23 protein-coding genes are annotated in these 24,090 nt (G+C 42.7%); 15 read left to right on the top strand and 8 right to left on the bottom strand.

Annotation, left to right across the window (positions count from 1 at the left end; translation table 11 throughout):
- The first annotated feature begins 6 nt into the window (after window positions 1-6).
- The 3 genes from VL121_RS11990 to VL121_RS12000 all read left to right on the top strand — a co-directional run bounded on the left by VL121_RS11990 (window position 7) and on the right by VL121_RS12000 (window position 2,526).
- Window positions 7-1,011 (top strand): MlaD family protein, encoded by a 1,005-nt coding sequence (locus VL121_RS11990; protein ID WP_325405565.1) that lies wholly within the window; start codon window positions 7-9, stop codon window positions 1,009-1,011.
- Window positions 1,012-1,129: 118 nt separating this feature from the next.
- Window positions 1,130-1,651 (top strand): DUF2231 domain-containing protein, encoded by a 522-nt coding sequence (locus VL121_RS11995; protein WP_325405567.1) that lies wholly within the window; start codon window positions 1,130-1,132, stop codon window positions 1,649-1,651.
- Window positions 1,652-1,665: 14 nt separating this feature from the next.
- Window positions 1,666-2,526: a universal stress protein gene (locus VL121_RS12000; RefSeq protein ID WP_325405569.1), complete on the top strand. Its 861-nt coding sequence runs from the start codon at window positions 1,666-1,668 to the stop codon at window positions 2,524-2,526.
- A gap of 44 nt (window positions 2,527-2,570) precedes the next feature.
- On the opposite strand, the gene glk is transcribed toward VL121_RS12000, so the two are convergent.
- From glk to VL121_RS12015, 3 genes are all read right to left on the bottom strand, one after another.
- Complete coding sequence (glk, locus tag VL121_RS12005) at window positions 2,571-3,581, bottom strand: glucokinase (RefSeq protein WP_325405571.1); 1,011 nt, start codon at window positions 3,579-3,581, stop codon at window positions 2,571-2,573.
- 79 nt (window positions 3,582-3,660) lie between these two features.
- The gene (locus VL121_RS12010; protein WP_325405573.1) at window positions 3,661-4,917 is read right to left on the bottom strand and encodes an aminotransferase class I/II-fold pyridoxal phosphate-dependent enzyme; all 1,257 of its coding nucleotides are present in this window, start codon (window positions 4,915-4,917) and stop codon (window positions 3,661-3,663) included.
- Between the two features lie 388 nt (window positions 4,918-5,305).
- Window positions 5,306-6,538, bottom strand: a complete 1,233-nt coding sequence (locus VL121_RS12015; RefSeq protein ID WP_325405575.1) for an isocitrate dehydrogenase (NADP(+)) — start codon at window positions 6,536-6,538, stop codon at window positions 5,306-5,308.
- Window positions 6,539-6,628: 90 nt separating this feature from the next.
- Here VL121_RS12015 and yihA point away from each other — a divergent pair, with 90 nt between their 5' ends.
- A complete protein-coding gene (yihA, locus tag VL121_RS12020; protein WP_325405577.1) occupies window positions 6,629-7,432 on the top strand; it encodes a ribosome biogenesis GTP-binding protein YihA/YsxC in 804 nt (267 codons plus the stop codon).
- A gap of 91 nt (window positions 7,433-7,523) precedes the next feature.
- Here yihA and VL121_RS12025 read toward each other — a convergent pair whose 3' ends face one another.
- The 3 genes from VL121_RS12025 to pckA form a co-directional block, all read right to left on the bottom strand.
- Entirely contained in the window at window positions 7,524-7,997 is a 474-nt protein-coding gene (locus VL121_RS12025) for a ribonuclease H-like YkuK family protein (protein WP_325405579.1), read from the bottom strand.
- A gap of 197 nt (window positions 7,998-8,194) precedes the next feature.
- A complete protein-coding gene (locus VL121_RS12030) occupies window positions 8,195-8,569 on the bottom strand; it encodes a CoA-binding protein (RefSeq protein ID WP_325405581.1) in 375 nt (124 codons plus the stop codon).
- Window positions 8,570-8,599: 30 nt separating this feature from the next.
- Window positions 8,600-10,207 (bottom strand): phosphoenolpyruvate carboxykinase (ATP), encoded by a 1,608-nt coding sequence (gene pckA / locus VL121_RS12035; protein WP_325405583.1) that lies wholly within the window; start codon window positions 10,205-10,207, stop codon window positions 8,600-8,602.
- A 196-nt stretch (window positions 10,208-10,403) separates the two neighbouring features.
- Between pckA and VL121_RS12040 the strand changes: the two genes are divergently transcribed.
- From VL121_RS12040 to VL121_RS12080, 9 genes are all read left to right on the top strand, one after another.
- The gene (locus VL121_RS12040; protein ID WP_325405585.1) at window positions 10,404-11,693 is read left to right on the top strand and encodes an aminopeptidase P family protein; all 1,290 of its coding nucleotides are present in this window, start codon (window positions 10,404-10,406) and stop codon (window positions 11,691-11,693) included.
- Window positions 11,694-11,735: 42 nt separating this feature from the next.
- Window positions 11,736-12,503, top strand: coding sequence for a CDP-alcohol phosphatidyltransferase family protein (locus VL121_RS12045; protein ID WP_325405587.1), 768 nt, complete (start codon window positions 11,736-11,738; stop codon window positions 12,501-12,503).
- Window positions 12,500-12,754 carry a phosphoribosylformylglycinamidine synthase subunit PurS gene (gene purS, locus VL121_RS12050; RefSeq protein WP_325405589.1) on the top strand — a complete coding sequence of 85 codons (255 nt, stop codon included), beginning with the start codon at window positions 12,500-12,502 and terminating at the stop codon, window positions 12,752-12,754. The genes VL121_RS12045 and purS overlap by 4 nt, the downstream gene beginning before the upstream one ends.
- Window positions 12,755-12,764: 10 nt before the next feature.
- Window positions 12,765-13,433, top strand: coding sequence for a 16S rRNA (cytidine(1402)-2'-O)-methyltransferase (rsmI, locus tag VL121_RS12055; RefSeq protein WP_325405591.1), 669 nt, complete (start codon window positions 12,765-12,767; stop codon window positions 13,431-13,433).
- A 425-nt stretch (window positions 13,434-13,858) separates the two neighbouring features.
- Window positions 13,859-14,308: a PepSY-like domain-containing protein gene (locus VL121_RS12060; RefSeq protein ID WP_325405593.1), complete on the top strand. Its 450-nt coding sequence runs from the start codon at window positions 13,859-13,861 to the stop codon at window positions 14,306-14,308.
- A gap of 159 nt (window positions 14,309-14,467) precedes the next feature.
- Window positions 14,468-16,396: a M1 family metallopeptidase gene (locus VL121_RS12065; RefSeq protein WP_325405595.1), complete on the top strand. Its 1,929-nt coding sequence runs from the start codon at window positions 14,468-14,470 to the stop codon at window positions 16,394-16,396.
- A gap of 213 nt (window positions 16,397-16,609) precedes the next feature.
- A complete protein-coding gene (locus tag VL121_RS12070) occupies window positions 16,610-17,890 on the top strand; it encodes an NfeD family protein (protein ID WP_325405597.1) in 1,281 nt (426 codons plus the stop codon).
- A gap of 22 nt (window positions 17,891-17,912) precedes the next feature.
- Window positions 17,913-18,680, top strand: a complete 768-nt coding sequence (locus VL121_RS12075) for a slipin family protein (RefSeq protein WP_325405599.1) — start codon at window positions 17,913-17,915, stop codon at window positions 18,678-18,680.
- A gap of 304 nt (window positions 18,681-18,984) precedes the next feature.
- The gene (locus tag VL121_RS12080; protein ID WP_325405601.1) at window positions 18,985-20,001 is read left to right on the top strand and encodes a polysaccharide deacetylase family protein; all 1,017 of its coding nucleotides are present in this window, start codon (window positions 18,985-18,987) and stop codon (window positions 19,999-20,001) included.
- A 45-nt stretch (window positions 20,002-20,046) separates the two neighbouring features.
- Here VL121_RS12080 and VL121_RS12085 read toward each other — a convergent pair whose 3' ends face one another.
- Both VL121_RS12085 and VL121_RS12090 read right to left on the bottom strand, forming a co-directional pair.
- Window positions 20,047-21,333 (bottom strand): hypothetical protein, encoded by a 1,287-nt coding sequence (locus VL121_RS12085; protein WP_325405603.1) that lies wholly within the window; start codon window positions 21,331-21,333, stop codon window positions 20,047-20,049.
- A 214-nt stretch (window positions 21,334-21,547) separates the two neighbouring features.
- Window positions 21,548-21,988 carry an Hsp20/alpha crystallin family protein gene (locus tag VL121_RS12090; protein WP_325405605.1) on the bottom strand — a complete coding sequence of 147 codons (441 nt, stop codon included), beginning with the start codon at window positions 21,986-21,988 and terminating at the stop codon, window positions 21,548-21,550.
- Window positions 21,989-22,221: 233 nt separating this feature from the next.
- Between VL121_RS12090 and VL121_RS12095 the strand changes: the two genes are divergently transcribed.
- Both VL121_RS12095 and VL121_RS12100 read left to right on the top strand, forming a co-directional pair.
- Entirely contained in the window at window positions 22,222-22,638 is a 417-nt protein-coding gene (locus tag VL121_RS12095) for a BrxA/BrxB family bacilliredoxin (protein WP_325405607.1), read from the top strand.
- A 102-nt stretch (window positions 22,639-22,740) separates the two neighbouring features.
- Window positions 22,741-24,024, top strand: coding sequence for a prolipoprotein diacylglyceryl transferase (locus VL121_RS12100; RefSeq protein ID WP_325405609.1), 1,284 nt, complete (start codon window positions 22,741-22,743; stop codon window positions 24,022-24,024).
- The last annotated feature ends 66 nt before the right edge of the window (window positions 24,025-24,090 follow it).

Below are 24,090 nucleotides of genomic sequence, written 5' to 3' on the forward strand. Positions count from 1 at the left end.
ACTGTTATGGCAACAAAATCATTTTCAAATCTTAAGCTGGGTATATTTGTATTGGCCGCACTAACTTTCCTGATCCTGCTTTTGTACATGATTGGTAAAAACAAAAACATCTTTGGTGCTACGTTTGCCGTGAAGGCTCATTTTGGAAATGTGCAGGGGTTAACGCCGGGGAACAATGTGCGGTATGCCGGTATACAGGTAGGCACGGTAAAGAAAATAACTATTTTGAATGATGAGCAGATAGAAGTGGAACTGCTCATTGAAAATAAGATGAAACAATATATCCGTAAAAACGCAAAGGTTACTATTGCAACAGACGGACTGATGGGAAATAAAGTGCTTAATATTACGCCTGCGCCAGGCGATGCAGACCTCATTAGCCCGGGCGATGTGCTGGTAACACAGCCCTCGGTTGATATGAATGGCATGGTGAATACGCTTTCCGGCACAAACGATGATCTTGCGGTGGTTGCCGCCGAACTTAAAGGTGCTTTGCTGCGGATAAACAACAGCCCTGCTTTATGGGCATTGTTAGCCGACAGTTCATTATCGCGAAATGTAAGCGCGTCAATGGTAAATATAAGGGCGGCCGCCGCTAAGGCAAATACGATGCTGACCGATTTGGATAATATGGTGCTGGATGTAAAAAGTGGAAAGGGGTCGCTGGGCGCTATATTAACAGACACTTCTTTTGCAGAAAACCTGAACGAAGCCATAGTGCGGATTAAACAGGTTGCCGTCCAGGCAGATACACTGGCAAAAGAACTTTCCCTCGTTGCTAATGGCATTAAACATGATATTAACGATGGGAAAGGCGCTGTTAACGCTTTGCTTAAAGATTCTGCCATCGTTAAATCCATTACGGTCAGCCTTGATAATATTCAGCAAAGCACGCAGCATTTTAATGAGGTTATGGAGGGAATGAAGCATAGTTTTTTGGTTCGTGGTTATTTCAGAAAGCTTGAAAGGAAACAGGCAAAAGAAGCGCTGCAAAAATCACAAGCGGACTGAGTTTCCTTTTTGTGCAAATGTTGATTGATCTCATCTTTTCTCCTGATCAAAGTTTTGGTAAAGAGAAGGTATCCAAAGTAGCTTTAACAAAATATTTCTTATCACTTAAATCACATATATGAACCAGGCTTATATGCATCTGCTCACCAACCATATTCCGGTATTGGCAATAATTTTTGGTATTATAATACTGATATGGGGTATTATCTCCCGGAAGAAGGAAATAAAGATGGTAGCTTATTTTTTATTCCTGGCCGCGAGCTTAGGCGGACTCGTTACGTTTAATACGGGTGAAGCGGCAGAAGATGTGGCAGAAAAAATTGAGGGAATATCCAAAACGTTGATCCATGACCATGAAGAAGCCGGAGAAACAGCTATTTACCTGATCGGAGCCATGGGAATTTTAGCCGTGTTTGGGTTTTATGCAGAAGTGAAAAATAAAAAAATGGCATCGCCTGTTTCAATTATCGTATTGATCTTTGCTATTATTACTTTTGTTTTAACCGCAAGAGCCAGTTACCTGGGAGGTAAAATAAGGCATACAGAAATGTCTGCACCGGCGGTTTCGCAAAATTTACCCGGTCAGTTCATTAATAGTATTCCAGTGAACCTAAGTGCATCATCACATAAAACTTCATAAATTTTCAAACGGTAATGAAAAAAATACTTGTACCAACTGACTTTTCTTCCTGTGCGGCAAATGCTTTAAATTTTGCAGTACAAACCGCTAAATTTTACCCTATTGAAATTAACCTGCTTCATGTGGTGGACAGAACAGACAGTTTATATGGCGAACGTGTGGATATAGCACAGGAAAAACACAGTACCATCTTAGAAGAAGTTCAAAAACGGCTGGACCAGGTTAAAACAAGCATCGCAGAAACGGAGTCTGTAGAAATACGAACCTTTCTCCGGGAAGGTGCCGTAGATGAAAATATTCTGGAACTGAGTAAAGAAAAGAATATTGAGCTTATAGTAATGGGTACTTTTGGAATAAACGGTTTAAAAGATAGCATATGGGGAAGTAAAACAGCCGGTTTAACGGGCAAAGCCAAAATACCTGTACTGGTTATACCTTATGAATATAACTGGAAGGTTCCCGCGAAAATTTTATTAGCCACCAGCTTTTTCGAGGAAGACAGGCACGTGCTGGAACACATAATTGGTTTGAGAAACGCTTTTAAAGCTACTTTGCATGCCGTAATATTTACCGATGAAGATACTGCCGATGCTGCCCTGTTTTTAGAGCACGGTATGAATATGGCAGACTATGAGAGAAAGCTAAAGAAACAGCTTAATACGGAATCAATCATTACCAGCCACCTTTTCGGACATAAGTTTGAAGATGCTTTGCAGGATTATATCAAAAACAATGATATAGACATACTGGCTATGATTACCTACCAGCGGAGCTTGTGGGACAGGGTCTTTCGTCCGAGTGTTACCAGGAGGATGTCGTATCATACCACTATTCCGCTTTTGGTTATCCCGGCAAATAAGGAGGACGAGGAATAAGTAGTTGCCGCGCGGCAGTTTAATTTTCGTTTCGCAGGCGCGAATCATTGTGTTGCGGCGTAATAAGCCGCTCCAAGCAATGCCGTTTTTGCGTTTAATATTAATTTTACAGGAACTTTCTCTAATAAAAAATTCAATCGCCCGCTCTGCCGGAATGAAGTATAAAACGCATCGTTCTCCAAAAGATGAATGATTTGCGGCGCTATACCTCCGCCTATAAACAGCCCGCCTGTGGCATTTAGTTTTAATACTAAGTTGGCAGATTCATAAGCCAGGTAGCGCACAAAATGCTGCATGGTTGTTTTGCAAAGCATGCTTTGTTCAACACATTCACTAATGGTAGCCGCCTCATCTGCATTGCGCATCTTTTGCGCCAGCCAGCCGGGTTCCTCCATTTTCTTTACATCCCGAAAAAACCTATACATGTTTACAATGCCCGGACCGCATACTAATCTTTCCCAGCTCACATGCTTAAATTGTTGCTGCAGAAAAGTGTATAATTCAAAATCGAGGTTGTTCCTGGCGGCAAAATCGGCATGTCCTCCTTCTGTTGCAAAAGGATGAAAATATTTTCCGTCCCAGTACATACCTGCTTCGCCAAGCCCTGTGCCGGGTGCTATTACAGCGGCATTTCCCACAGGCATTGCACTGCCTTCATGAATAACTTTTACATCATTTTCCCCAAGCACCGCCAGGCCGTAAGCGGTTGCCTTCAGGTCATTAATAAGATGAACATTCGCGGTTGGGTATTGCGCCGAAATTTCTTTTATGTCTATCTCCCATCGTAAATTAGAGAGCGTGGCATGCCCGTTCAATACCGGTCCGGCAACGCCAAAGCAAATGGCATCCGGTTGCGGAGTATGCAGGGTAAACTGCCGGGTAAGTTCAGTGATGTTATTATAGTCTTTCGACACCAGCTTTGCTTCCTGCAATAAGTGATAGTTGTTGTTTTCTATCCTGTATAAAGCAAGATTGGTTTTGGTGGCGCCCACATCGCCTGCAAACACAATGCTTCCGTTAACAGCTTGTTGAGATTGATTAAAGGATAGTAGCATGCGGTATAAATGAATGGTAATGAAAAGGAGAACACAGCGAATGAGGTGTTAGGCTATATTCTCCCAGGCTGGTTTCTTCCTACACATCAGCCATCGCGGGAATTTCAGCTACTTTATACAATCCGATATCTAATTTTTTCTTTGTTTCCTCAAATGCATTCAGCGTTTGTTCAATATCTTCCTGTGTATGTGTAGAGGTAGGAATAAGCCTGTAAATGATATGTCCTTTGGGAATAACAGGATATACCACAATAGAACAAAAGATACCATAGTTTTCTCTTAGATCCATTACCATTGCGGTAGCTTCTTCCACGCCGCCTTTCATATATACCGGGGTAACAACGGAATCTGTATTGCCGGTATCAAATCCTTTATCTTTCAGTCCTTTTTGAAGGGAAAGCGCGTTTTTCCACAACTGTTCTTTTAGTTCGGGGTGCGAACGCAACAGTTCAAGCCGTTTAAGGTTACCCATAACTAAGGGCATAGGTAAACTTTTGGCAAAGATCTGGCTGCGGATATTATAGCGGATATAATCTACAATGGGTTTATCGCCGGCAACAAAAGCGCCTATGGAAGCCATTGACTTTGCGAAAGTAGAAAAATAAAGATCAATTTTATCCTGCACGCCCTGCTCTTCTCCCGCTCCCGCACCGGTTTTACCCAATGTGCCAAACCCGTGTGCATCATCCACCAGTAGCCTGAATGCGTATTTATCTTTAAGCGCGGTAATTTCTTTTAATTTTCCCTGGTCACCGGCCATGCCAAACACGCCTTCCGTAATAACCAGTATTCCCCCTCCGTTTTGTTTTTTAATTAAAGCTTCGGCACGCTGCAGTTGCTTTTCAAAGTCGGCTATATTATTGTGTTTAAAAACAAATCTTTGTCCCGCGTGCAGCCGTACGCCATCAATAATGCAGGCGTGGCTTTCCGCGTCATATACAATCACATCATGCCGGTTGCACAATACATCTATAATGCTTACCATGCCCTGGTAACCATAGTTCAGTAAAACAGCGTCTTCTTTTTGCTCAAACTCGGCCAGCTCACTTTCTAATTGTTCATGATAGTGGGTATTGCCGCTCATCATACGGGCGCCCATGGGTAGTGCAAGCCCAAATTGCGCCGCGGCTTCGGCATCCGTTTTTCGTACCTCCGGGTGGTTAGCCAGCCCAAGATAATTGTTCAGGCTCCATACAATCATATCTTTTCCCCGAAAGGTCATATGGTTGCCAATGTCTCCTTCTAATTTCGGAAAAGCGAAATAGCCATGCGCACGTTCACGATGCTGGCCCAAAGGCCCGTAGTTCTTTGTTAGTCTTTCAAAAATATCAGCCATACGGTAATGTAATTAAAACAATAATAAAAAAACGGTGCAAAGACAGTACTTCTCACAGGTCAGGTAGTATGGAGTACTGGCGGCAAGATAGAATGCTGCGAAGGTAGTATTTTTGTGCTATTCTATAGGGGGGAAAAATAAAAGCCGGTGGAAACCCCTTACTGGTATGGGTTGTGTTCTGCTGTTACAAAGCGGTTAGCATGCCGTAACGCGCAAGACAGGCATAAAGAAAAAGTGCACCGGTTTATTGTGATGCACTTTAGTCTTTAATGAAATTTGATATGCTTTCAACTATACATTACAGGTACAGGATTGTTTTTTGTTGACGCGCCATCTGAAATTATTTCTTTAAATAGCGTATTTTACAAAAAAGTAATTATGCCCGTTTTTATTTCAGCTTCGCCGAAAGATTATTATTGATGGCTTCTAAGAAATCTTCGGTGTTGAGATAATGTTCGCCAAGCTTTACTTTATTGCCATGTATACAAATGGCAAGGTCCTTTGTCATTTTACCGCCTTCTACCGTTTCTATACAAACCGCTTCCAGCGCGTGACTGAAATCAATAAGCTGCTGGTTATTGTCTAACTTTCCGCGGAAGGCCAAGCCTCTTGTCCATGCAAAAATAGAAGCAATGGGATTGGTAGAAGTGGGTTTCCCTGCCTGGTGATCGCGGAAGTGACGGGTAACGGTTCCATGTGCCGCTTCTGCTTCCAGCGTTTTACCATCGGGGGTAATGAGTACCGATGTCATTAAGCCTAAAGAGCCAAATCCCTGCGCAACAGAATCACTTTGCACATCGCCATCATAGTTTTTACAGGCCCATACAAAATTACCGTTCCATTTTAAGGCGCTGGCTACCATGTCGTCAATCAGACGGTGTTCGTATACAATGCCTGCCGCTTCAAACTGCGCTTTAAACTCCTGCTCATAAATATCCTGGAAAATATCTTTAAACCTTCCATCGTATTTTTTAAGGATCGTGTTCTTTGTAGAAAGATATAATGGCCATTGCTTGCTTAACGCCATATTGAAGCAGCTCCTGGCAAAACCTTGTATGCTTTCATCTGTATTGTACATGCTCAGGGCTACGCCGCCTCCCTTAAAATCGAACACTTCAAAAACTTCAGGTGCGCTGCCGTCTTCTGGAGTGAAGGTCATGGTGAGTTTCCCTTTGCCTTTGATTACGGTATCGGTTGCCCGGTACTGGTCGCCAAAAGCATGACGGCCAACAATAATAGGCGCCGTCCAGTTGGTTACCAGCCTGGGAACATTTTTCATTACAATGGGTTCGCGAAAAACCGTGCCATCCAGTATATTCCGGATAGTGCCGTTCGGGCTTTTCCACATTTGTTTCAGGTTAAATTCTTTAACCCTTGCTTCATCGGGCGTAATGGTGGCGCATTTAATGCCAACACCATATTGTTTAATAGCAGAAGCTGCCTCTATGGTTACCTGGTCGTTGGTTTGATCGCGGTGTTCAATACCTAGGTCGTAGTATTTAATATCAATGTCAAGATAAGGCAGGATCAGCTTGTCTTTAATAAACTTCCATATGATCCTTGTCATTTCATCTCCATCCAGTTCAACTACCGGATTAGCCACTTTAATTTTTTCTGCCATGCCAGAATTTTTAAGGTTATAGTATATAATTGTTGGCAAATGTACATCCTGAATCCTGATTTGAAAGTATTGAACCTGTAAAGTTGGGAAATGGACAGGAGACAGGGTGCAGGGTACAAGTTGCAGGGTATAAGTTCCGGTAAGAAAAGAAATACCTGGACTGTCGTTAGTGGTTTTAGCTCCTGGCTGACGGCTGATAGCTCATACCTCCGTTTCTCATTGTATCTTGCACCTATGGTTATTACTTCTGCCACTTACCTGATCAGCAGCCCCGGTTATTTGCAATGCCCGAAGGCTGACCGCCCGGAATATGCTTTTATAGGGAGGAGTAATGTGGGAAAATCTTCACTGATCAATATGCTGAGCAATAACCAGAAACTGGCCAAAACCTCCGGCACCCCGGGTAAAACGCAGATGATCAACCATTTTGAAATGGTAAGCGATACCGAAAGGAAGCGTAAAGCGCAATGGTATATTGTTGATTTGCCGGGTTACGGGTTCGCAAAAGTATCGCAGCAGCAACGCAGGAACTGGAGCGAAATGATTGAAGCGTACCTGCGAAAAAGGGAGAACCTGGTAAATGTGTTTGTATTGATTGACAGCCGGCATAGTCCGCAAAAGGCCGACCTGGAATTTGTGAACCGCCTGGGCGAATGGGAAGTGCCTTTTTGCATAGTGTTCACTAAAGCCGATAAAACAACGCAATTAGAAGTAAGTAAAAATATCAAAGCCTTTCTAAGCGCCATGCGTAAAACCTGGCAGTTTTTGCCTGCGCATTTCATTACCAGCACGGTTAAAAAACTGGGTAAAGATAAGATACTGGACGCTATAGAAAAATGGAATGAAGCATTTGCAGCAGGTGGGCCTAAGCAGGATGTGAATAGGCAAGGGTGAAATGTGAAACGAAAAACGATACATGTGAAATGTCAGACAAGAAATGCCAGGCACTATTCACTATTCGCCGCTCACGTTTTTCCTCTCACGCCTAATTAACCACCTTATTGGCGCAACTGCTGCTGGCAAAGGCTTCCGGCTTGGCTTTGAACGCAAATCCCATCCCCAGTATGTAGCCCATGGCTTCGCGCAGGGCTTCATTACTTTTAAAATGAGGATTGGTGTTGATGTCGGCATGCACTTCCATATCAACATCAAATTCGGTAAACAGATCACATAATTCATAAGCGATCTCTATGCTCTTGGCCACCTCTACCAGCATTCTTTCCTTAATGGAATACTGCTTGCCGGTTTTTTCGTTATGAATGAACATAAAGCCGCCGCGGCCTTCCCGTAGGAATACGATTACCGTTGCAAATTCCGTTTCAGCGCCTTTTACCTGTGAGTCTGTGCCAATACAAACTTTTAAGTGAAAGCCCTTTTGCGTTTCGCGAATGATGGCTTCCTTTACTTCTTCTTTGATGGGGAGGTGAATACGTTCTCCGTTAAATCTTCTCCATAACATACATGAATAGGTTTTCCCAATGTACGTTTTTTTCTGAATATGCTCATTACCGTTAGGTTAATATTCTGTTGGAGAACGAGCGATCAGGTATCAGCAAATAACTACTAACGACAGGCTGGGTACTTCTTTTTTGCTCATAACACATAGCTGAACGCTGACAGCCTCCACCGGATTTGAATTTTGCCTGATCTGTATTTTCAGTATTGCCCCGTACTGAGCAAAACTAATGTACATGCTTCCATTGTTTCAATACCATTTTCACTGGCAATGCGCTGCAATGCCTCATTTTCCGCACCGGGATTAAAAATGATCCGTTGGGGATGAAGCGATAAAATGTAATCGTAGTATTCTTCCTGGTGAGCAGGGTTCAGGTAGAGTGTTACCGTATGCACACCGGGGTATGGTTTTTTTGCTGTATCAACAGGAACATCTTTTACTATTGCATTCGTTTTTCCAATGGCCACTACTTCGTGTCCGGCATTGCGGAGGCGGTCAAGTGCAAGATAGCTATATCGTTGAGGGTTGGGCGATGCACCCAGGATAAGCGTTTTCTTTTTTTCTGTTGCTGGCATAATACAAGAGGTGATAGGCAAAGTTATGGCTTAAAGCAATACCGGACCTCCTCCCATTATATCATCAGGAACCTTATCCGGGTACTGCTCAAAATTTTTAATAAACGCCCAGGCTAATTTTTTAGCGGTTTGCACGTAGGCATTTTTATCATTCCAGGCACTTTCAGGATTAATGATGCTGTAAGGAACGTCCGGGCAGCTTTGGGGTACAGCCAGTCCAAAAAATTTATCGGTGCTGTATACCACATTCATTAAAGTGCCCTGCAGTGCGGCATTGATCATGGCACGGGTATAGCGCAATGGAATACGTTTGCCTGTTCCGTAAGCGCCTCCACTCCAGCCGGTATTGATCAGCCATACATCCGCTTCATATTTTTGCAGTTTTTCACCCAGCATTTTCGTGTACACTGCCGGATGCAATGGAAGAAAAGGCGCTCCAAAACAGGCGCTGAAAACCACTTTCGGCTCTGTAATACCCGTTTCTGTTCCGGCAACCTTGGCGGTATAGCCACTAATGAAATGATACATTGCCTGCGCATGATTGAGTTTTGAAATGGGTGGAAGCACGCCATAGGCATCGCAGGTTAAAAAGAAAATATGACCGGGTGAAGGGCCACGCGAAGGCTCAGCCCCACCGGGTATAAAATGCAGCGGGTAAGACACCCGCGTGTTTTCAGTAATGCTTTTATCAAAAAAATTGATTTGCCGCGACCCTTTAATAAAATGGGTATTTTCTACCAAAGCGCCATAGCGTATAGCTTTATAAATGTTGGGCTCTTTTTCTTCTTCCAGTTCAAAACATTTGGCGTAACAGCCTCCTTCAAAATTAAAAATACCTTCATCGCTCCATCCATGTTCATCATCTCCTATTAATTTACGTTCCGGCGATGTGCTGAGCGTGGTTTTGCCCGTGCCGCTTAATCCGAAAAAAAGAGCGGTATCTGCTTTTTCGCCAATATTGGCGGCGCAATGCATACCCAATACTTTGTTTTCAGCAGGCAGCAGGTAATTCAATACCGAAAAAACAGCCTTTTTAATTTCGCCCGTATAGGCGGTTCCGGCTATTAATATCATTTTGTGCTTAAAGCTGATCACCACCGCGTTGCCCTGCCTTATACCGCATGCTTGCTGTGGTAATTGCAATCCGGGCGCCGAAAAAATATGCCAGTGCGGACTAAAATATTCCAGTTCCCCATCCGTTGGCCGGAGGAACATATTGCAGGCGAATAAATTGATCCAGGGCTTTTCATTTACGATACGGATATTGAGCCGGAAGTCCGCGTTGGCACAGGCATAGCAATCTCTTACCCAAAGTTCGGGTTGCTCATTGAGGTAGGTGGTAATATGCCCGAAGATGATATTGAAGTAATGTTCTTCCAGCGGTTGATTAATATCGTTCCAGTTAATGCTGTTTTCGGTGATATTGTCTTTTACTATAAACCTGTCCTGCGGACTGCGCCCGGTAAATTTCCCGGTTTTTACTACCAGTGCACCGGTGTTACTCAGCACTCCTTGCCTTAAACGGAGCGTTGCGTTTACCAGGTCTTCCGGGGTGGACTGGTAATGCATATGATCCGAAACTTTTAATCCGTAATGCGTAAGCTTTTGAGGTGAAAACAGGAATACCGGTACTGACATATGATAAATTTGAAAGGCAAAGCTAAAGATCAAATTTCTAAAAACCTAACGATCGTTAGTTTTTTAACTACTGCTTTATTCAGCCGCAAAAAGTAGGGTTAGTATTTTCCGGAACGGGGGAATAGGTCAGATTTTTTGCAACCCCGCATTTTATGCGGATATTGCGTTATTATTCAACCGGGTAAAGCATTATGCCATGAAATATCTGCCGTTAAATCCTGAAATCTTTATTCAGAACCGCAAAAGATTTACCGCGCGTATGGAGAAAAACGCCATTGCCATATTCAACAGCAATGATGAATTACCATCGAATGGCGATGCACTTTTTCCGTTTAAGCAGAATTCGGATTTATACTGGCTTACCGGTGTTGAACAGGAAGACTCCATGCTGATTCTTTTTCCGGGCAACCCCGATAAAAAATACAGGGAAGTGCTGGTGCTGGTTCGTCCCAATGAGCTAAAGGAGAAATGGGACGGGCGCCGCCTGCGGGCCAAGGAAGCCGAAGCCATATCGGGTATTTCAACAATTGTTTGGTTAGATACGCTGGAGGCATTGCTTCAGCCCTGGATCCATTTGGCAGATAGCATGTATCTGAATACAAATGAAAACGACAGGAAGACAAATATAGTTCCGGTAAGAGATTACCGTTATGCAAGACAAATGCGGCGCCGCTATCCCTTGCACGAATACAGGCGCAGCGCCAGGATATTGAAAGAATTAAGGGGCATTAAAACACCGCTTGAAATAGAAGTAATGCAGCAGGCCATGGATATAACGGAAAAAACGTTCAGGCGCTTATTGTCGTTTATTCGTCCGGGTGTGATGGAATATGAAATAGAAGCGGAAATTTTGCACGAGTTTTTACGCAACCGGGCTACCGGCCCTGCATATGGTTCTATCATCGCCAGCGGCGACAGGGCAAGAACCCTGCATTATGTGTCTAACAATAATGAGTGCAAAAACGGGGAACTGGTATTAATGGATTTTGGGGCGGAATATGGCGGCTATTGCGCCGATCTTACCCGCACGGTTCCGGTAAACGGAAAGTTTACCAAACGCCAGAAGGTGGTGTATGATGCCTGTTTGCATTTGCACCATTACGCCGCTTCTATTTTAAAGCCCGGCATTACGATGGTTGATTATACCGAAAAAGTGGGGGAGGAAGCAACGAAGCAATTTTTGAAGATTGGCCTGCTGAAGAAAGAGGATATAAAAAATGAAGACCCGGAAAACAGGGCTTACCGGAAATATTTATATCATGGCATTTCGCATCACCTGGGCGTGGATGTACACGACCTGGGTACGCGAACCGAACCTGTACAGGCAGGCATGGTATTTACCATAGAACCCGGTATTTATATTGAAGAAGAGCAGATTGGCGTACGCATCGAAAATAATTTCTGGGTTACTAAAAATGGCAATAAAGATTTGATGAAGAAAATTCCGATTACTACCGGAGAAATAGAAGCCCTGATGAAAAAATAACGAACCAGCTTACATAATACAGTATTACAAATTGCACCATTAATGAAGCATATCCCTAATTTATTTACACTCCTCAACCTGGTTTTTGGTTGTTTGGCTATTATTGTAATACTGCAAAGCGGCATTGGTTTAGTAACTACCGGCGATGGTGTTCAAATGATGAATATGCCGGAGCAAATATTCCTGGCATCGTTGTTTATTGCCCTGGCGGCGGTAGTTGACTTTTTTGATGGTTTTGTTGCCCGGTTAATGAAAACAACATCCGGTATGGGCAAACAATTGGATTCGCTGGCGGATGTGGTAAGCTTTGGCGTGGCGCCCGCACTGATTATTTACCAGTTTTTGCGCTTATCGGTGGCAAGGGAGGAAAACGGGTTAGACGCTTCTTTTGCATGGCTGCTGCCGGCATTGCTGTTGCCCTGTGCCGCGGCATGGCGTTTGGCAAGGTTTAACTTAGATGAAACGCAAACCTATCACTTTAAAGGCGTACCCGTGCCTGCTGTGGGTTTGCTGGTTGCTTCCTTTCCGCTTATCTTTTGGCACAGCTCTGTGGCGGCTGTTACCGGTATTTTTTTGAATAAATGGATATGGTATGCGGTAGTATTATTGCTGAGCTGGCTAATGGTATCTAATATGCCCGTTATGAGCCTTAAGTTTAAAGATTATTCCTTTAAGAACAATGTGTCCAAATGGATACTGGTTATACTGGCGATATCGCTTGTAGTATTGTTCAGATGGACTGCGGTTCCGCTTATTTTTATCGCCTACATTCTGTTATCTTTGCCGCTCAAAAATAAAATAGCATCATGACCTACGCTGTTCATATCAACATTATGCCGCTGAAAGAATTACTGGACCCGCAGGGGAAAGCGGTAATGAGCGGGTTAAGCAATCTGGGACTGAAAGGTGTGGAAGACGTTCGCATTGGAAAACGCATTACCCTGCAGGTAGAAGCGGGATCTGCCGAAGAAGCGAAAAAAATAGCGGAGGAAGCTTCGCAAAAATTGTTAGCCAACCAGGTAATGGAATATTTTGAGATAATGGTAGCCCCCGCTGCCTAAAGGAGCAATTATGCTTTACATTGTTCCATCTCCGATAGGTAATCTTGCCGACATTAGTTTCAGGGCGGTAGCGGTTTTAAAGAGCGCTGACCTCATACTGGCGGAAGACACCCGCACGTCATCGGTATTGCTCCGGCACTACGATATACTAAAGCCCGTTACACCGCATCACCAGCACAACGAACATAAAATAGTGCATCATTTGGTGGAGCAGATGCTGGCAGGTAAAACTATGGCCATGCTTACGGATGCGGGCACACCGGGTATTTCCGATCCCGCGTTTTTACTGGTAAGAGAATGCGTAAAAAATAATATCAGGGTGGAATGCCTGCCAGGGGCTACGGCATTTGTGCCGGCATTGGTGAACAGTGGGCTACCCATCAACCGGTTTTGTTTTGAAGGATTTTTACCATTAAAAAAAGGACGGCAAACCTTATTTAAAAAATTGGCCGAAGAAGAACGCACCATTGTTTTTTATGAATCGCCCATGCGCCTGGTGAAAACCTTAGAAACCTGTATACAGTTTTTTGGTGAAGAAAGACAGTGTTGTGTAAGCAGGGAACTCACTAAAATGTTTGAAGAAAATAAAAGAGGCAGTTTGCGTGAAGTGTGCGATTACTTTAATGCCAAAACGGTAAAAGGAGAGATTGTAGTAGTAGTAAGTGGTAAAGAGCAATGAGAGAATTTGAAAATTTGAAAATGTGAAAATAAGATCGGGTGGATCAGTCGCAAAGCAGTATGGTTCTCTAACTTTTATGTTATGCAATAGCGGTTGGGAACTATAAATCTCGTAAAGTAACAATATTTCAGGCTCTTTGCATATTTATCAGGGATATATAGCTTAAGCTACAGTAGTAACATAGCTAAATCAAGGCGTGTGCACGGATGTGTCGTATCCTCATCCGTGCTTGAACTTTTTTGCTACTTTTTCTTTCAAGAGAAAAAGTAAAAAGAACATTTATTAATTGAAAATGGGAAACTGAGGGGGGCAACCCAGATAAAACCATAAATCATAAACTCATATTTAAGCTTTTTTTACCAGTCAAAATATGTTTATTGAAGTTCATGGCATGAAATTGCATCTATATTTAAAAAATCAACATCATGAAAAGACTATTTTTTTTAGCCGTATTGATCAGTGCCGTAAGTTGTATGCAAACAGTTAATGCCCAGATCAGGAAAATACCTGCGGAAGTTACCAATGCTTTTTCAGAAAAATATGACGATGCTAAAAATGTGGAATGGAGAGATAACCTGAGCGCATTTGTAGCCAGTTTTGAGCAGGATGGCAATAAATATGAAGCAAAATTCAATAAAAAGGGAGGATGGCTGAGTACAGAAAAGCAATTGGAAATAAGCGACCTTTCCCGTAAAGTAAATGATGGATTTGAAAAGAGTAAATATTCGGAATGGGAAATAAAATCCGTGTACGAGATTGAACTGCCCGATGATGTAAAACAATACCGGATACGTGTAGCTAAATCGGATATCCAGCAAAAAAATTTACTTTTTAATGAGAAGGGAAAGTTGCTGAAGGATAATCTTACATTATAGGGTAAGATAGTAAAGGGTAAGAATAGTAAGATAGTAAGAGGTGGGAGGTAAGAGGAAAACCCTCTTTAGCCTTTCACCTTTTAATTTTTATAATGCGGGCTGTATACTGGCGGCCTTATTATCTTTGGCTATATTGAAATAATAAAATATTATTCCGGGATGAACAGGATATTACTCGTAGCATTGTTTTTATGTAGTGGCTATTCTATTGCTTTTGCCCAGTCAGACCGCTGGCAGCAAAAGGTGAAGTATGTGATGGATATTGATATGAATGTACAGACCAACCGGCTGAAAGGGAAGCAAAAGTTAGAGTACTGGAATAATTCGCCCGATACTTTGTATAAAGTGTTTTATCATTTATACTGGAATGCGTTTCAGCCCAACAGCATGATGGATATGCGCAGCCGCGAGCTGGGCAATATTGAATTTCGCACGGCAGATAATCAGATCATTAAGGATTGGGACAGCCGCGTGAGAGACCGCATCCGGCACCTGGAGCCGGATGAGACCGGGTATCAAAAAATTCTTTCTCTGAAAATGAATGGTGCTTCCCAGGCGTTTAAAGTACAGGAAACCATCCTGGAAGTACGGTTAACCAAGCCCATACCGCCTAAATCAAAAGTGGTATTTGATATGGACTTTGAAGCGCAGGTGCCGCTCCAGATCAGGCGGGCGGGAAGAGATAACCCCAATACCGGCGTGCGTTATTCTATGAGTCAGTGGTACCCTAAGCTATGTGAATATGATGAAGAAGGCTGGCATCCTACCCCTTACGTGGCAAGGGAGTTTTATGGCGTATGGGGCGATTATGAAGTAAATATTACCCTCGATAAAAATTATATTATTGGCGGTACCGGTTATTTACAAAACGCAAACCAGGTAGGGTATGGATATGAAAAAAAAGGAACAAAAGTGGTTCGTCAGCAGGGCAATACCTTAACCTGGCGTTTTACCGCGCCTAATGTACACGACTTTGTTTGGGCAGCCGATACGGAGTTTAAACATATAACCCGCGACATTCCAAACGGTCCCACCATTCACGTTTTATATAAAAACAAACCCAATGATACCGCTAATGACAACGCGTGGAAAGAAGTAGCCGATGCAGCAGTAATAGTATTACCGTTCATTGAAAAACATTTTGGTGAATATCCCTATAAACAATATTCGTTTATACATGGGGGTGATGGAGGAATGGAATATCCTATGGCAACTTTAGTGAGTGGTCCGGGCCTCGGTACTGCTTTTCACGAATGGATGCACAGTTGGTACCAGATGATGCTGGCTACCAATGAATCGCTGTATGCATGGATAGATGAGGGGTTTGTTACGTATGCGGAAGACCTGGTTTCCGCTTTTTATAAGCAGCAAAAAAACAGCCCGGTAAGGGGTAACGAACTTTCTACCGGACCTTCTTATGCGGGCACTGAGCTGCCATTGTATCATGCCGGCAGCTATGCCGGGTACTTTAGCCTGGTGAAAAGCGGGCTGGAAGAACCTTTAACCACGCATGCCGACCATTTTAATACGAATTTTGCCTATGCCAGGGCCGCTTATTCGAAAGGGGCCGTATTCCTGGCGCAGTTAGGATATATTATAAGCGACTCGTTAAGAGACAAAACTTTACTGGAATATTATAAACAATGGCGGTTTAAACACCCCAATGCCAATGATTTTATTCGTGTAGCCGAAAAGGTGAGTGGCATACAATTAGACTGGTACAAAGAATATTGGGTAAGCACTACCAAAACTATTGATTACAGTATAGACAGTTTGTGGGAGCAGGGCGGCAAAACAAAAATACGCCTGCGTATGATAGGGCAGGTGCCCATGCCCATAGATGTGTTATTGCAGTACAAAGACGGCTCGAAAGCAACAGTATATATACCGCAGTTGAGCATGTTTGGAGAAAAGCCCGCGGAAGGTGATATTCCCCGGCTTGTAAAGGAGTCCTGGAAGTGGACGCATCCTGTTTATGTGTTTGAAGTGGATCAGCGTTTAATGAATGTGCAGTCCATTGAAATAGACCCTACCTGGCGCATGGCGGATGTGAACAGGAAGAACAACAAGCTGGAGTTGAAATGGTAGGAAAATGTGAAAATGTGGAAATGTGAGAATTCGGAAGCGGTAAAATTCATGAGGCTTGCGGGATGGATTATTTGGCGCTTTGTATTTTTTCGTATTTGGAAATTCCCGCTTCATATTTTGTATTTACCCCTGCTATCCTGCTTCACTCTGCCGGAAATTCAGTATATTACACAGGAGAGTTATTTACAGGGTTTGCCATCTGGGTATTTTTGTATGAAGCGGTTTTTACTATATTTTTTTCTTATACTTTTTTTCCCGGTTTTTGCACTTGGGCAGAAGGTAATGGCTATAAAAATTGACGGAACCATTAATCCCGCTTCCGCGGATTTTATTCATAATGCTATTGAAAAAGCAGGTCAGGAAAAAGCAGAATGCCTGATCATCCGCCTCAATACGCCCGGTGGGTTATTAACCTCAACGAGGAATATTGTTAGCGACCTGCTGGTGTCTCCGGTGCCTGTAATCGTATATGTATCTCCCGGTGGCGCCCATGCCGGCTCGGCAGGTGTTTTTATAACCATGGCCGCGAATATTGCCGCTATGGCGCCTGCTACCAATATTGGCGCGGCGCATCCTGTAGCCATGCAGGGTGAAATGGACAGTACCATGAACAGTAAGGCAACCAATGATGCGGCGGCTTTTATACGCAGCATTGCCGATAAACGCAACCGCAATCTTGACTGGGCTGAAGACGCGGTAAGAAATAGTGTTTCCATAACCGAAACAGAAGCCCTGCAGAAAAATGTTATTGATATTATTGCTGTTACTGAAAAAGATTTGCTTAGCCAGATAGATGGAAAAGTGATTCAGCTTCCTTTTGGAACGCATGTGCTGCAAACTAAAAATGCTGTAGTGCAAACATACAGCATGAGCGTTTGGGAAAAAATGCTGAATATCATCAGCGACCCCAGCATTGCGTATATTCTGCTGCTGCTGGGCATGTATGGAATAATGTTTGAACTATACAATCCCGGCGCTATGCTGCCGGGCATAGTAGGTGTGATCAGTTTAATACTTGCTTTTTATTCCATGCATTCGCTGCCGGTTAACTATGCGGGACTGGCGCTCATAGTTTTTGGCGTAATTCTTTTTATTCTTGAGATTAAAATAGTAAGTCACGGCTTATTAACCATTGGTGGCATTGTTTCTCTTTTGCTTGGTTCAATGATGCTTATCCGCACCACATCGGGGCTGGAACTGGCAAAAATTTCCCGGGTTGTTATTTTTTCCGCTACATTGGTTACCGCTTTGTTTTTTCTTTTTGTTGTTGGAATGGGCTTAAAAGCGCAGCGAAGAAAAATAGTTACCGGCAGGGAAGGATTTGGGGGCGTTACCGGTATTGCTATGGAAACACTCAACCCTATGGGTATTATTATGCTGGAAGGAGAAATATGGAATGCCGAATCTGTTGGAGGTGAAATTAAAAAAGGAGAAAGCGTAATAGTGCGGGAAATGAAAGACCTGAAAGTATATGTTGAAAAGACCAATGTTTAATTCATAAAATAAAACAACAACCATGGAACAGCTTCCCATCGGACTTATTGTGCTCCTCTTTTTTGTGATTATCATTCTTGCTAATTCCGTTCGTATATTACGCGAATACGAAAGAGGCGTTATTTTCAGGCTTGGCCGCCTGATTGGGGGCGATGGTGTAAAAGGCCCCGGACTTATTATACTCATTCCTGTTATAGATAAAATGGTAAAGGTGAGTCTCCGGGTGGTGGTAATGGATGTGCCCACCCAGGATATTATTACGCAGGATAACGTTTCGGTTAAGGTAAGCGCGGTGGTGTATTGCCGGGTGGTAGAGCCGCAGAAGGCTATAGTGGCGGTTGAAAATTACCTGATGGCTACCTCGCAGTTCTCGCAAACCACGCTGCGGAGCGTATTAGGACAGTCGGAACTGGATGACCTGCTTTCACAACGTGAAAAGATAAATATCAAGCTGCAGCAAATCATTGACATGCACACCGAACCCTGGGGTGTTAAAGTATCGAATGTGGAAGTAAAACAGATTGATCTTCCGCAGGAAATGCAAAGAGCGATGGCCAAACAGGCGGAGGCGGAAAGGGAGCGGAGAAGCAAAGTGATTGCCGCGGAAGGTGAGTTCCAGGCTTCGCAACGCCTTGCCGATGCCGCAAAAATATTATCAGATCAGCCCAGTGCGCTAACGTTGCGTTACCTGCAAACCCTGCGTGAAATAGCTACTGAAAACAATTCAACTACTATCTTCCCTATACCGATTGATATATTAAAACCCTTTTTGAGTAAGCCGGAAAAATAAAGGCTTCCATAAAATGTGATCCTGCTTCAATCATTGGATATGCCTGCCACTGATAAAAGCAAAGAGAATATATAGACTGGATTACCGGAGCCAAAATCGAATCTACGCGCAACAGGCGTTGAGCAATATGCTGTAATGGGTGGAAGAAGGGAAAATAAGGAACTGAAAATATTTGAAGAAGTAGAGGAGGAGGTATCAGGCGTTTTTAAATAAGGAAACACCCATTTGGATCACAGCCTTGTGAGTATGCCTGATCATTTGGCGTCTCTATATGGCTTATCTTCCATGATCTAAACAGGTAACCATGAAATGTATTGTTTCCCTTTTTCTCCTGGCATTGCAGGTGCAAATTTTAACAGCACAGAACAGCCCCACATTTGCCGAAAAATTAGGATACCCGAAAGGCGCTAAAATTATCATTTTGCATATAGATGATATGGGTATGTCTTACGATTCAAATCTTGGCGGTATAGAAGCCATGACAAAAGGGGTTGCCAATTCCTGCAGTGTTATGATGCCCTGTCCGTGGGTACCAGGCTTTGTTCATTATATGAAAGAACATCCCGGATTGGATGCGGGACTGCATCTTACCTTAACATCCGAATGGAAGGATTACCGCTGGGGATCCTTGAGCGGCAAGCCTCAAACACCCGGCTTAACCGATGCTGAAGGCGCTATGTGGCGTGGTGTAGCCGATGTAGTGAGGCATGCCAGCGCCGATGAGGTGGAAACAGAAATAAGAGCACAGGTTGACAGGGCAAAAACCATGGGTTTTGAACCTACACATCTCGACTCGCATATGGGTACCCTGTTTGCCACCCCTGCTTTTATAGAGCGTTATATTAAAGTGGGCATTGAATACCAGATTCCGGTGATGTTTCCGGGTGGACATAATACTTTAATTGCACAGGAACTGAAAAACACCTCTGCCGATATGCAAATGGCACGTGTCATTGGTAAAAAATTATGGGATGCCGGTTTGCCGGTGCTGGATGATTTGTATAACGACAGCTATAGCTGGAAGCCCACTCCGGATATATATGCAAACGATAAAAAATTACAGGCGTATAAAACCGGTAAATATATGGACGTGCTGAAATCGCTTCAACCCGGTATTACCATGATCATTATGCATTGTACCAATACCACGGAAGTATTTGAGCATATATCTGATTCCGGACCAACCCGCAGAGGCGATTACTTGGCCATGATAGATCCGGCATTGAAAAAATTTATTGAAAAGGAAGGTATTGTTTTAACTACCTGGCGGGAAATGAAAGAACGCAGGGATAAAATTAAAACACAAAATCCGAAACCGTAAATCAGTAATCAGAAAGAAGGGAGGCCCCAATCATAAAATGTTATTTTATGATTTTCTCATGCGGTATTTTTTAGCCACTTTCGGATTATTGAAATATTTATCCAGCTCATCGGGTGAATCGCCAAATTCAACAACAGGAACTTCTATTAGTTGCAATTGGATCTGCTTTAGCTCATCCCTTAATTTTTGCGTTTTATTAATCAGCTCAGGGTCTTTTTCACCTACCAGCACGTTATTCTGGAGCAGGTAATCCAAGCGCTTAATACTATTACGTACAAGGGTAGCCGAATTTTGTTCCGCCGTTTTATTAGGAGCTACAGATTCTTTTACAGGTACCATAGCCACACCAACACTGGGTAATATTTTTCCTGCTGTTTTTTGCCCGTCTGTTGGCAGGGATGAAAATACAGTACCCCCCAGCGAAGAAGCCGCCGAGGTAAGATCAAAGGTAGTGCGGGTTCCGCGTGTGGATTTTACCTTTTTATCCAGTTCCATAAAAGTGGCTTTCAGCCGGTTGGAATAGGTCTGGATATTTCTTACTACCTCATTGTATTCAAGTACCTTTTGCGGGTAATTGATATTTTCTTTTACTACAATCCGGATGGTTGCCGTATCCCTCACGCTAAATTTGTTAGCGCCCACAAAATTAACAATTACTTCCCTTTGCTTATCCTTGTCGGATGATTTGACAAAGCCAAACGGTGGCGACCATTTAAAATCATCTCCGCATTTGGTTACTGTTCCAATGGTTTTAAGCGGATAATTACTGGTCATGGTGATATTCTGGATAGGAAAATTCCCGTCTTCACATTGTACTTTAAAACTAACGCTGTCTCCCTCATCAACATATAATATATTATTAACGCCAGGCTTTATTCTGGAAGGAATGATCTCTGTATTAAAAAAAAGCAAAGTAAAGGAAGTGTCAATTTTATCTTTGGGATCATCTAAGTTCTGCACACCTAAATCTACTTTGTAATCAAGATCATATTTCAGTCTGCCGGAAAGGAAGAAGGCCTTTTCGGCTTTAAAAGTCAAAAGTCCGCTGTTCCGTTCAATCTTCAGTCCAACCGGAGAGTTTTTCAGAAACCAGTAATATTTAGACTGATCTTTGTTTATATCCAGCTTATATTCCAGCGTGGAATCCACATGCAGCGTAATGTAAGGGTTTAGGTTTCTTATTCTCAGTATCGAATCTTCCTGGGGAATAGTGCGAAAAATAGTATCGGATTTAGCCGTGTCTGTTTTCAGCGAATCTATAACCTGTGAAAATGACGGGAGAGCAAAACCTATAAATAAAACCAGGATGAAAGCAAACTTATTAGTGATCAATTTGCTGGTCTTTTAGTGGGTTAAAAAATTAAGTAGCACAAATTTAATGCTTTATTTCATACATCACTCAAACTATCATGCATAATCCGGCACGATGTTGTATTAACTAAATAGTATGATCGTTAATGTTTTCAAAAAAAGGCTGGCTTTTAAGAGCCAGCCTGCTTCAAAATCAACCTGTAATTCGCCTGTACAAAAAACCTGTAACTGTAGTTTACTGAATGTCTATTTGTTTAGCAACAGCCTGTGCTTCCGCTTTCTTAGGCAGGTATACTTTTAATATCCCATCTTCATATTTACCCTGGATATTGTCTGCATCAATTTTTTCACTTAAGGTAAAACTCCGTTTAAAGCTGTTATACCTGAATTCCCTGCGTACCGTTTTGTAGTCATCACTTCTGGTTTCTTCTTTTTGTTCATAAGAAACGGTCAGTAAGCCATTTTCCACTTTAATTTTGATGTCTTCCTTTTTTAAACCGGGTGCGCTGAGTTCAAGGTGATAGGCTTCCTTGGTTTCATGAATATTTACGGGTGCGCTGCTGTATTGAACCGCATCATCGTCTTTACCCAGGTTTGTCCATTCATTAAGCCATTCATCTAAGAAGCTGCCATATGCTTTTTTTACCGGGGATCCGTTTACTTTTACGAGTGTCATAGTTTGTTATTTTTAATCGTTATTAATGTTGTTTGTACAACAGGGAATTATCAAACAGTGTTCCACCCGTAAAAAAATGAACTATTTGCAGGAAATGCTGCTTAAAATGAAATAAGCAGGACATTGTGTCCTGTTTTTATTATATTTGGTGACAATGTGACGCTATTATTAATGAGAAAAGATTTGCCTAACTTTGCCGTATCGAAAATTAATCAAACTAAAATATTCAAGCAATGTATCCCGAAGAAATTGTAATACCAATGAAGGAAGAGTTGACTGATAATGGCTTCAATGAATTGTTAACTCCCCAGGAAGTAGAGAGTGCTTTGCAGCAGAAAGGCACCACTTTAGTAATGATCAATTCGGTGTGTGGCTGTTCTGCAGGCAGTGCAAGACCGGGTGTATTGATGGCTGTGACTAATGCAGCTAAAAAACCCGACCAGCTTACCACCAGTTTTGCAGGTTTTGATATTGACGCGGTTAACACTTTAAGAGAGCATCTGTTGCCTTATCCGCCATCTTCTCCTGCCATAGCGCTTTTTAAAGATGGTCAACTGGTACACTTTATTGAACGTCATCAAATAGAAGGCAGACCTGCTCAGTTGATTGCCAGTAATCTTATTGCGGCTTTTGAAGAATACTGCAATTAAATTATTTCATTTACTTGTACTATCCCGTTCCGAAAGAACGGGATTTTTTATTTCAATCCATATTTTTAAAGTAACATTGTGCCTTACAACTAATGGTTAAACATGTATCCCAACCTATATTTTTTTCTTAAAGATACTTTTGGAATGGAGCCGTGGGCGTGGACGAAATTTGTAAATGCTTTCGGTTTTTTTGTTGCCATTGCTTTTATTCTTTCCGCTATGGTGCTGGCTTCGGAACTTAAGCGAAAAGAAAGGGAAGGGCTGTTGTTTCCGGTGGAAGAAACTATTATTATAGGTAAACCTGCCTCCCTGACGGAATTGCTGGTTAATGCCTTGTTAGGTTTTTTAGTGGGTTACAAGGCGTTGGGTATTTTTCTTAACAGTGATCAGATTCCTCCGCAGGAATATATTTTTTCGGGTAAGGGAAGTTGGGGTGGAGGTATTATACTGGCATTGGTTTTTGCCGGGTTAAAGTACCGCGAAAAAGGAAAACAGAAGCTTGCAAAACCCGAGAAACGAAAAATACGGATATGGCCGCACGAAAGAGTGGGTGACATTACTATTTACGCTGCTATTTTTGGCTTTATTGGGGCTAAGCTATTTGATAACTTCGAAAACTGGGACAGGTTTATACAAAATCCTATTGACAATTTATTATCTCCCAGCGGACTTACTTTTTACGGCGGTTTAATTTGTGCTACCATTGCTATTTTGTGGTATGCCCGCAAAAAAAAGATCAGCATCCGGCACCTGGTAGATGCCGCCGCTCCCACTTTAATGTTGGCCTACGCCCTGGGAAGAATTGGATGCCAGGTGAGCGGAGACGGCGACTGGGGTATTTTAAACAGCGCTTATGTTACCAGTGTATCAGGTAAAGCAATAGAAGCGGGGCCGGGCGATTTTGAAAAAGCGCTTGAAACCCATAAAACAATTTATTTAAGCGAATTTGGAACAGACAGTATACCACGCATGCCTGTAAAAGCGCCGTCCTTTCTTCCAAAATGGACGGTAGCCTACGCTTACCCGCATAATGTAAATGAACAGGGCTTTCAAATGGCAGACTGTACAGGCGACCATTGCAATGCCCTGCCTGTACCTGTTTTTCCCACTCCATTTTATGAGATCATTACCTGCCTGATTTTATTCCTGGTACTGCTGGCGTTAAGGAAAAAAATAACCATCCCCGGTCAAATGTTTGCCATTTACTTGGTATTGAACGGGTTAGAACGTTTTTTTATTGAAAAGATCCGTGTAAACACGAAATACGATCTTTTTGGATTTCATCCTACCCAGGCAGAAATTATATCTTCATTATTGATTATAACAGGTATTGCGCTATTCTTCTGGTCAAAAAAGAACGCAGTTTCAGCACCCTTAAAAGCATAGCCTGTATTTTTTCTGTAGTGTCTTCCTGCCAACTTATCTTGGTAGTACTATGCATTACCAAATATC

The organism is Agriterribacter sp. (assembly GCF_035497235.1).
Classification (GTDB): Bacteria; Bacteroidota; Bacteroidia; order Chitinophagales; family Chitinophagaceae; genus Agriterribacter.

Excerpts from the sequence above, each read along its gene's own strand:
- VL121_RS11990 (WP_325405565.1), top strand. The coding sequence starts at position 7 with ATGGCAACAAAATCATTTTCAAATCTTAAGCTGGGTATATTTGTATTG.
- VL121_RS11995 (WP_325405567.1), top strand. The coding sequence starts at position 1,130 with ATGAACCAGGCTTATATGCATCTGCTCACCAACCATATTCCGGTATTG.
- VL121_RS12000 (WP_325405569.1), top strand. The coding sequence starts at position 1,666 with ATGAAAAAAATACTTGTACCAACTGACTTTTCTTCCTGTGCGGCAAAT.
- glk (WP_325405571.1), bottom strand. The coding sequence starts at position 3,581 with ATGCTACTATCCTTTAATCAATCTCAACAAGCTGTTAACGGAAGCATT.
- VL121_RS12010 (WP_325405573.1), bottom strand. The coding sequence starts at position 4,917 with ATGGCTGATATTTTTGAAAGACTAACAAAGAACTACGGGCCTTTGGGC.
- VL121_RS12015 (WP_325405575.1), bottom strand. The coding sequence starts at position 6,538 with ATGGCAGAAAAAATTAAAGTGGCTAATCCGGTAGTTGAACTGGATGGA.
- yihA (WP_325405577.1), top strand. The coding sequence starts at position 6,629 with ATGGACAGGAGACAGGGTGCAGGGTACAAGTTGCAGGGTATAAGTTCC.
- VL121_RS12025 (WP_325405579.1), bottom strand. The coding sequence starts at position 7,997 with ATGTTATGGAGAAGATTTAACGGAGAACGTATTCACCTCCCCATCAAA.
- VL121_RS12030 (WP_325405581.1), bottom strand. The coding sequence starts at position 8,569 with ATGCCAGCAACAGAAAAAAAGAAAACGCTTATCCTGGGTGCATCGCCC.
- pckA (WP_325405583.1), bottom strand. The coding sequence starts at position 10,207 with ATGTCAGTACCGGTATTCCTGTTTTCACCTCAAAAGCTTACGCATTAC.
- VL121_RS12040 (WP_325405585.1), top strand. The coding sequence starts at position 10,404 with ATGAAATATCTGCCGTTAAATCCTGAAATCTTTATTCAGAACCGCAAA.
- VL121_RS12045 (WP_325405587.1), top strand. The coding sequence starts at position 11,736 with ATGAAGCATATCCCTAATTTATTTACACTCCTCAACCTGGTTTTTGGT.
- purS (WP_325405589.1), top strand. The coding sequence starts at position 12,500 with ATGACCTACGCTGTTCATATCAACATTATGCCGCTGAAAGAATTACTG.
- rsmI (WP_325405591.1), top strand. The coding sequence starts at position 12,765 with ATGCTTTACATTGTTCCATCTCCGATAGGTAATCTTGCCGACATTAGT.
- VL121_RS12060 (WP_325405593.1), top strand. The coding sequence starts at position 13,859 with ATGAAAAGACTATTTTTTTTAGCCGTATTGATCAGTGCCGTAAGTTGT.
- VL121_RS12065 (WP_325405595.1), top strand. The coding sequence starts at position 14,468 with ATGAACAGGATATTACTCGTAGCATTGTTTTTATGTAGTGGCTATTCT.
- VL121_RS12070 (WP_325405597.1), top strand. The coding sequence starts at position 16,610 with ATGAAGCGGTTTTTACTATATTTTTTTCTTATACTTTTTTTCCCGGTT.
- VL121_RS12075 (WP_325405599.1), top strand. The coding sequence starts at position 17,913 with ATGGAACAGCTTCCCATCGGACTTATTGTGCTCCTCTTTTTTGTGATT.
- VL121_RS12080 (WP_325405601.1), top strand. The coding sequence starts at position 18,985 with ATGAAATGTATTGTTTCCCTTTTTCTCCTGGCATTGCAGGTGCAAATT.
- VL121_RS12090 (WP_325405605.1), bottom strand. The coding sequence starts at position 21,988 with ATGACACTCGTAAAAGTAAACGGATCCCCGGTAAAAAAAGCATATGGC.
- VL121_RS12095 (WP_325405607.1), top strand. The coding sequence starts at position 22,222 with ATGTATCCCGAAGAAATTGTAATACCAATGAAGGAAGAGTTGACTGAT.
- VL121_RS12100 (WP_325405609.1), top strand. The coding sequence starts at position 22,741 with ATGTATCCCAACCTATATTTTTTTCTTAAAGATACTTTTGGAATGGAG.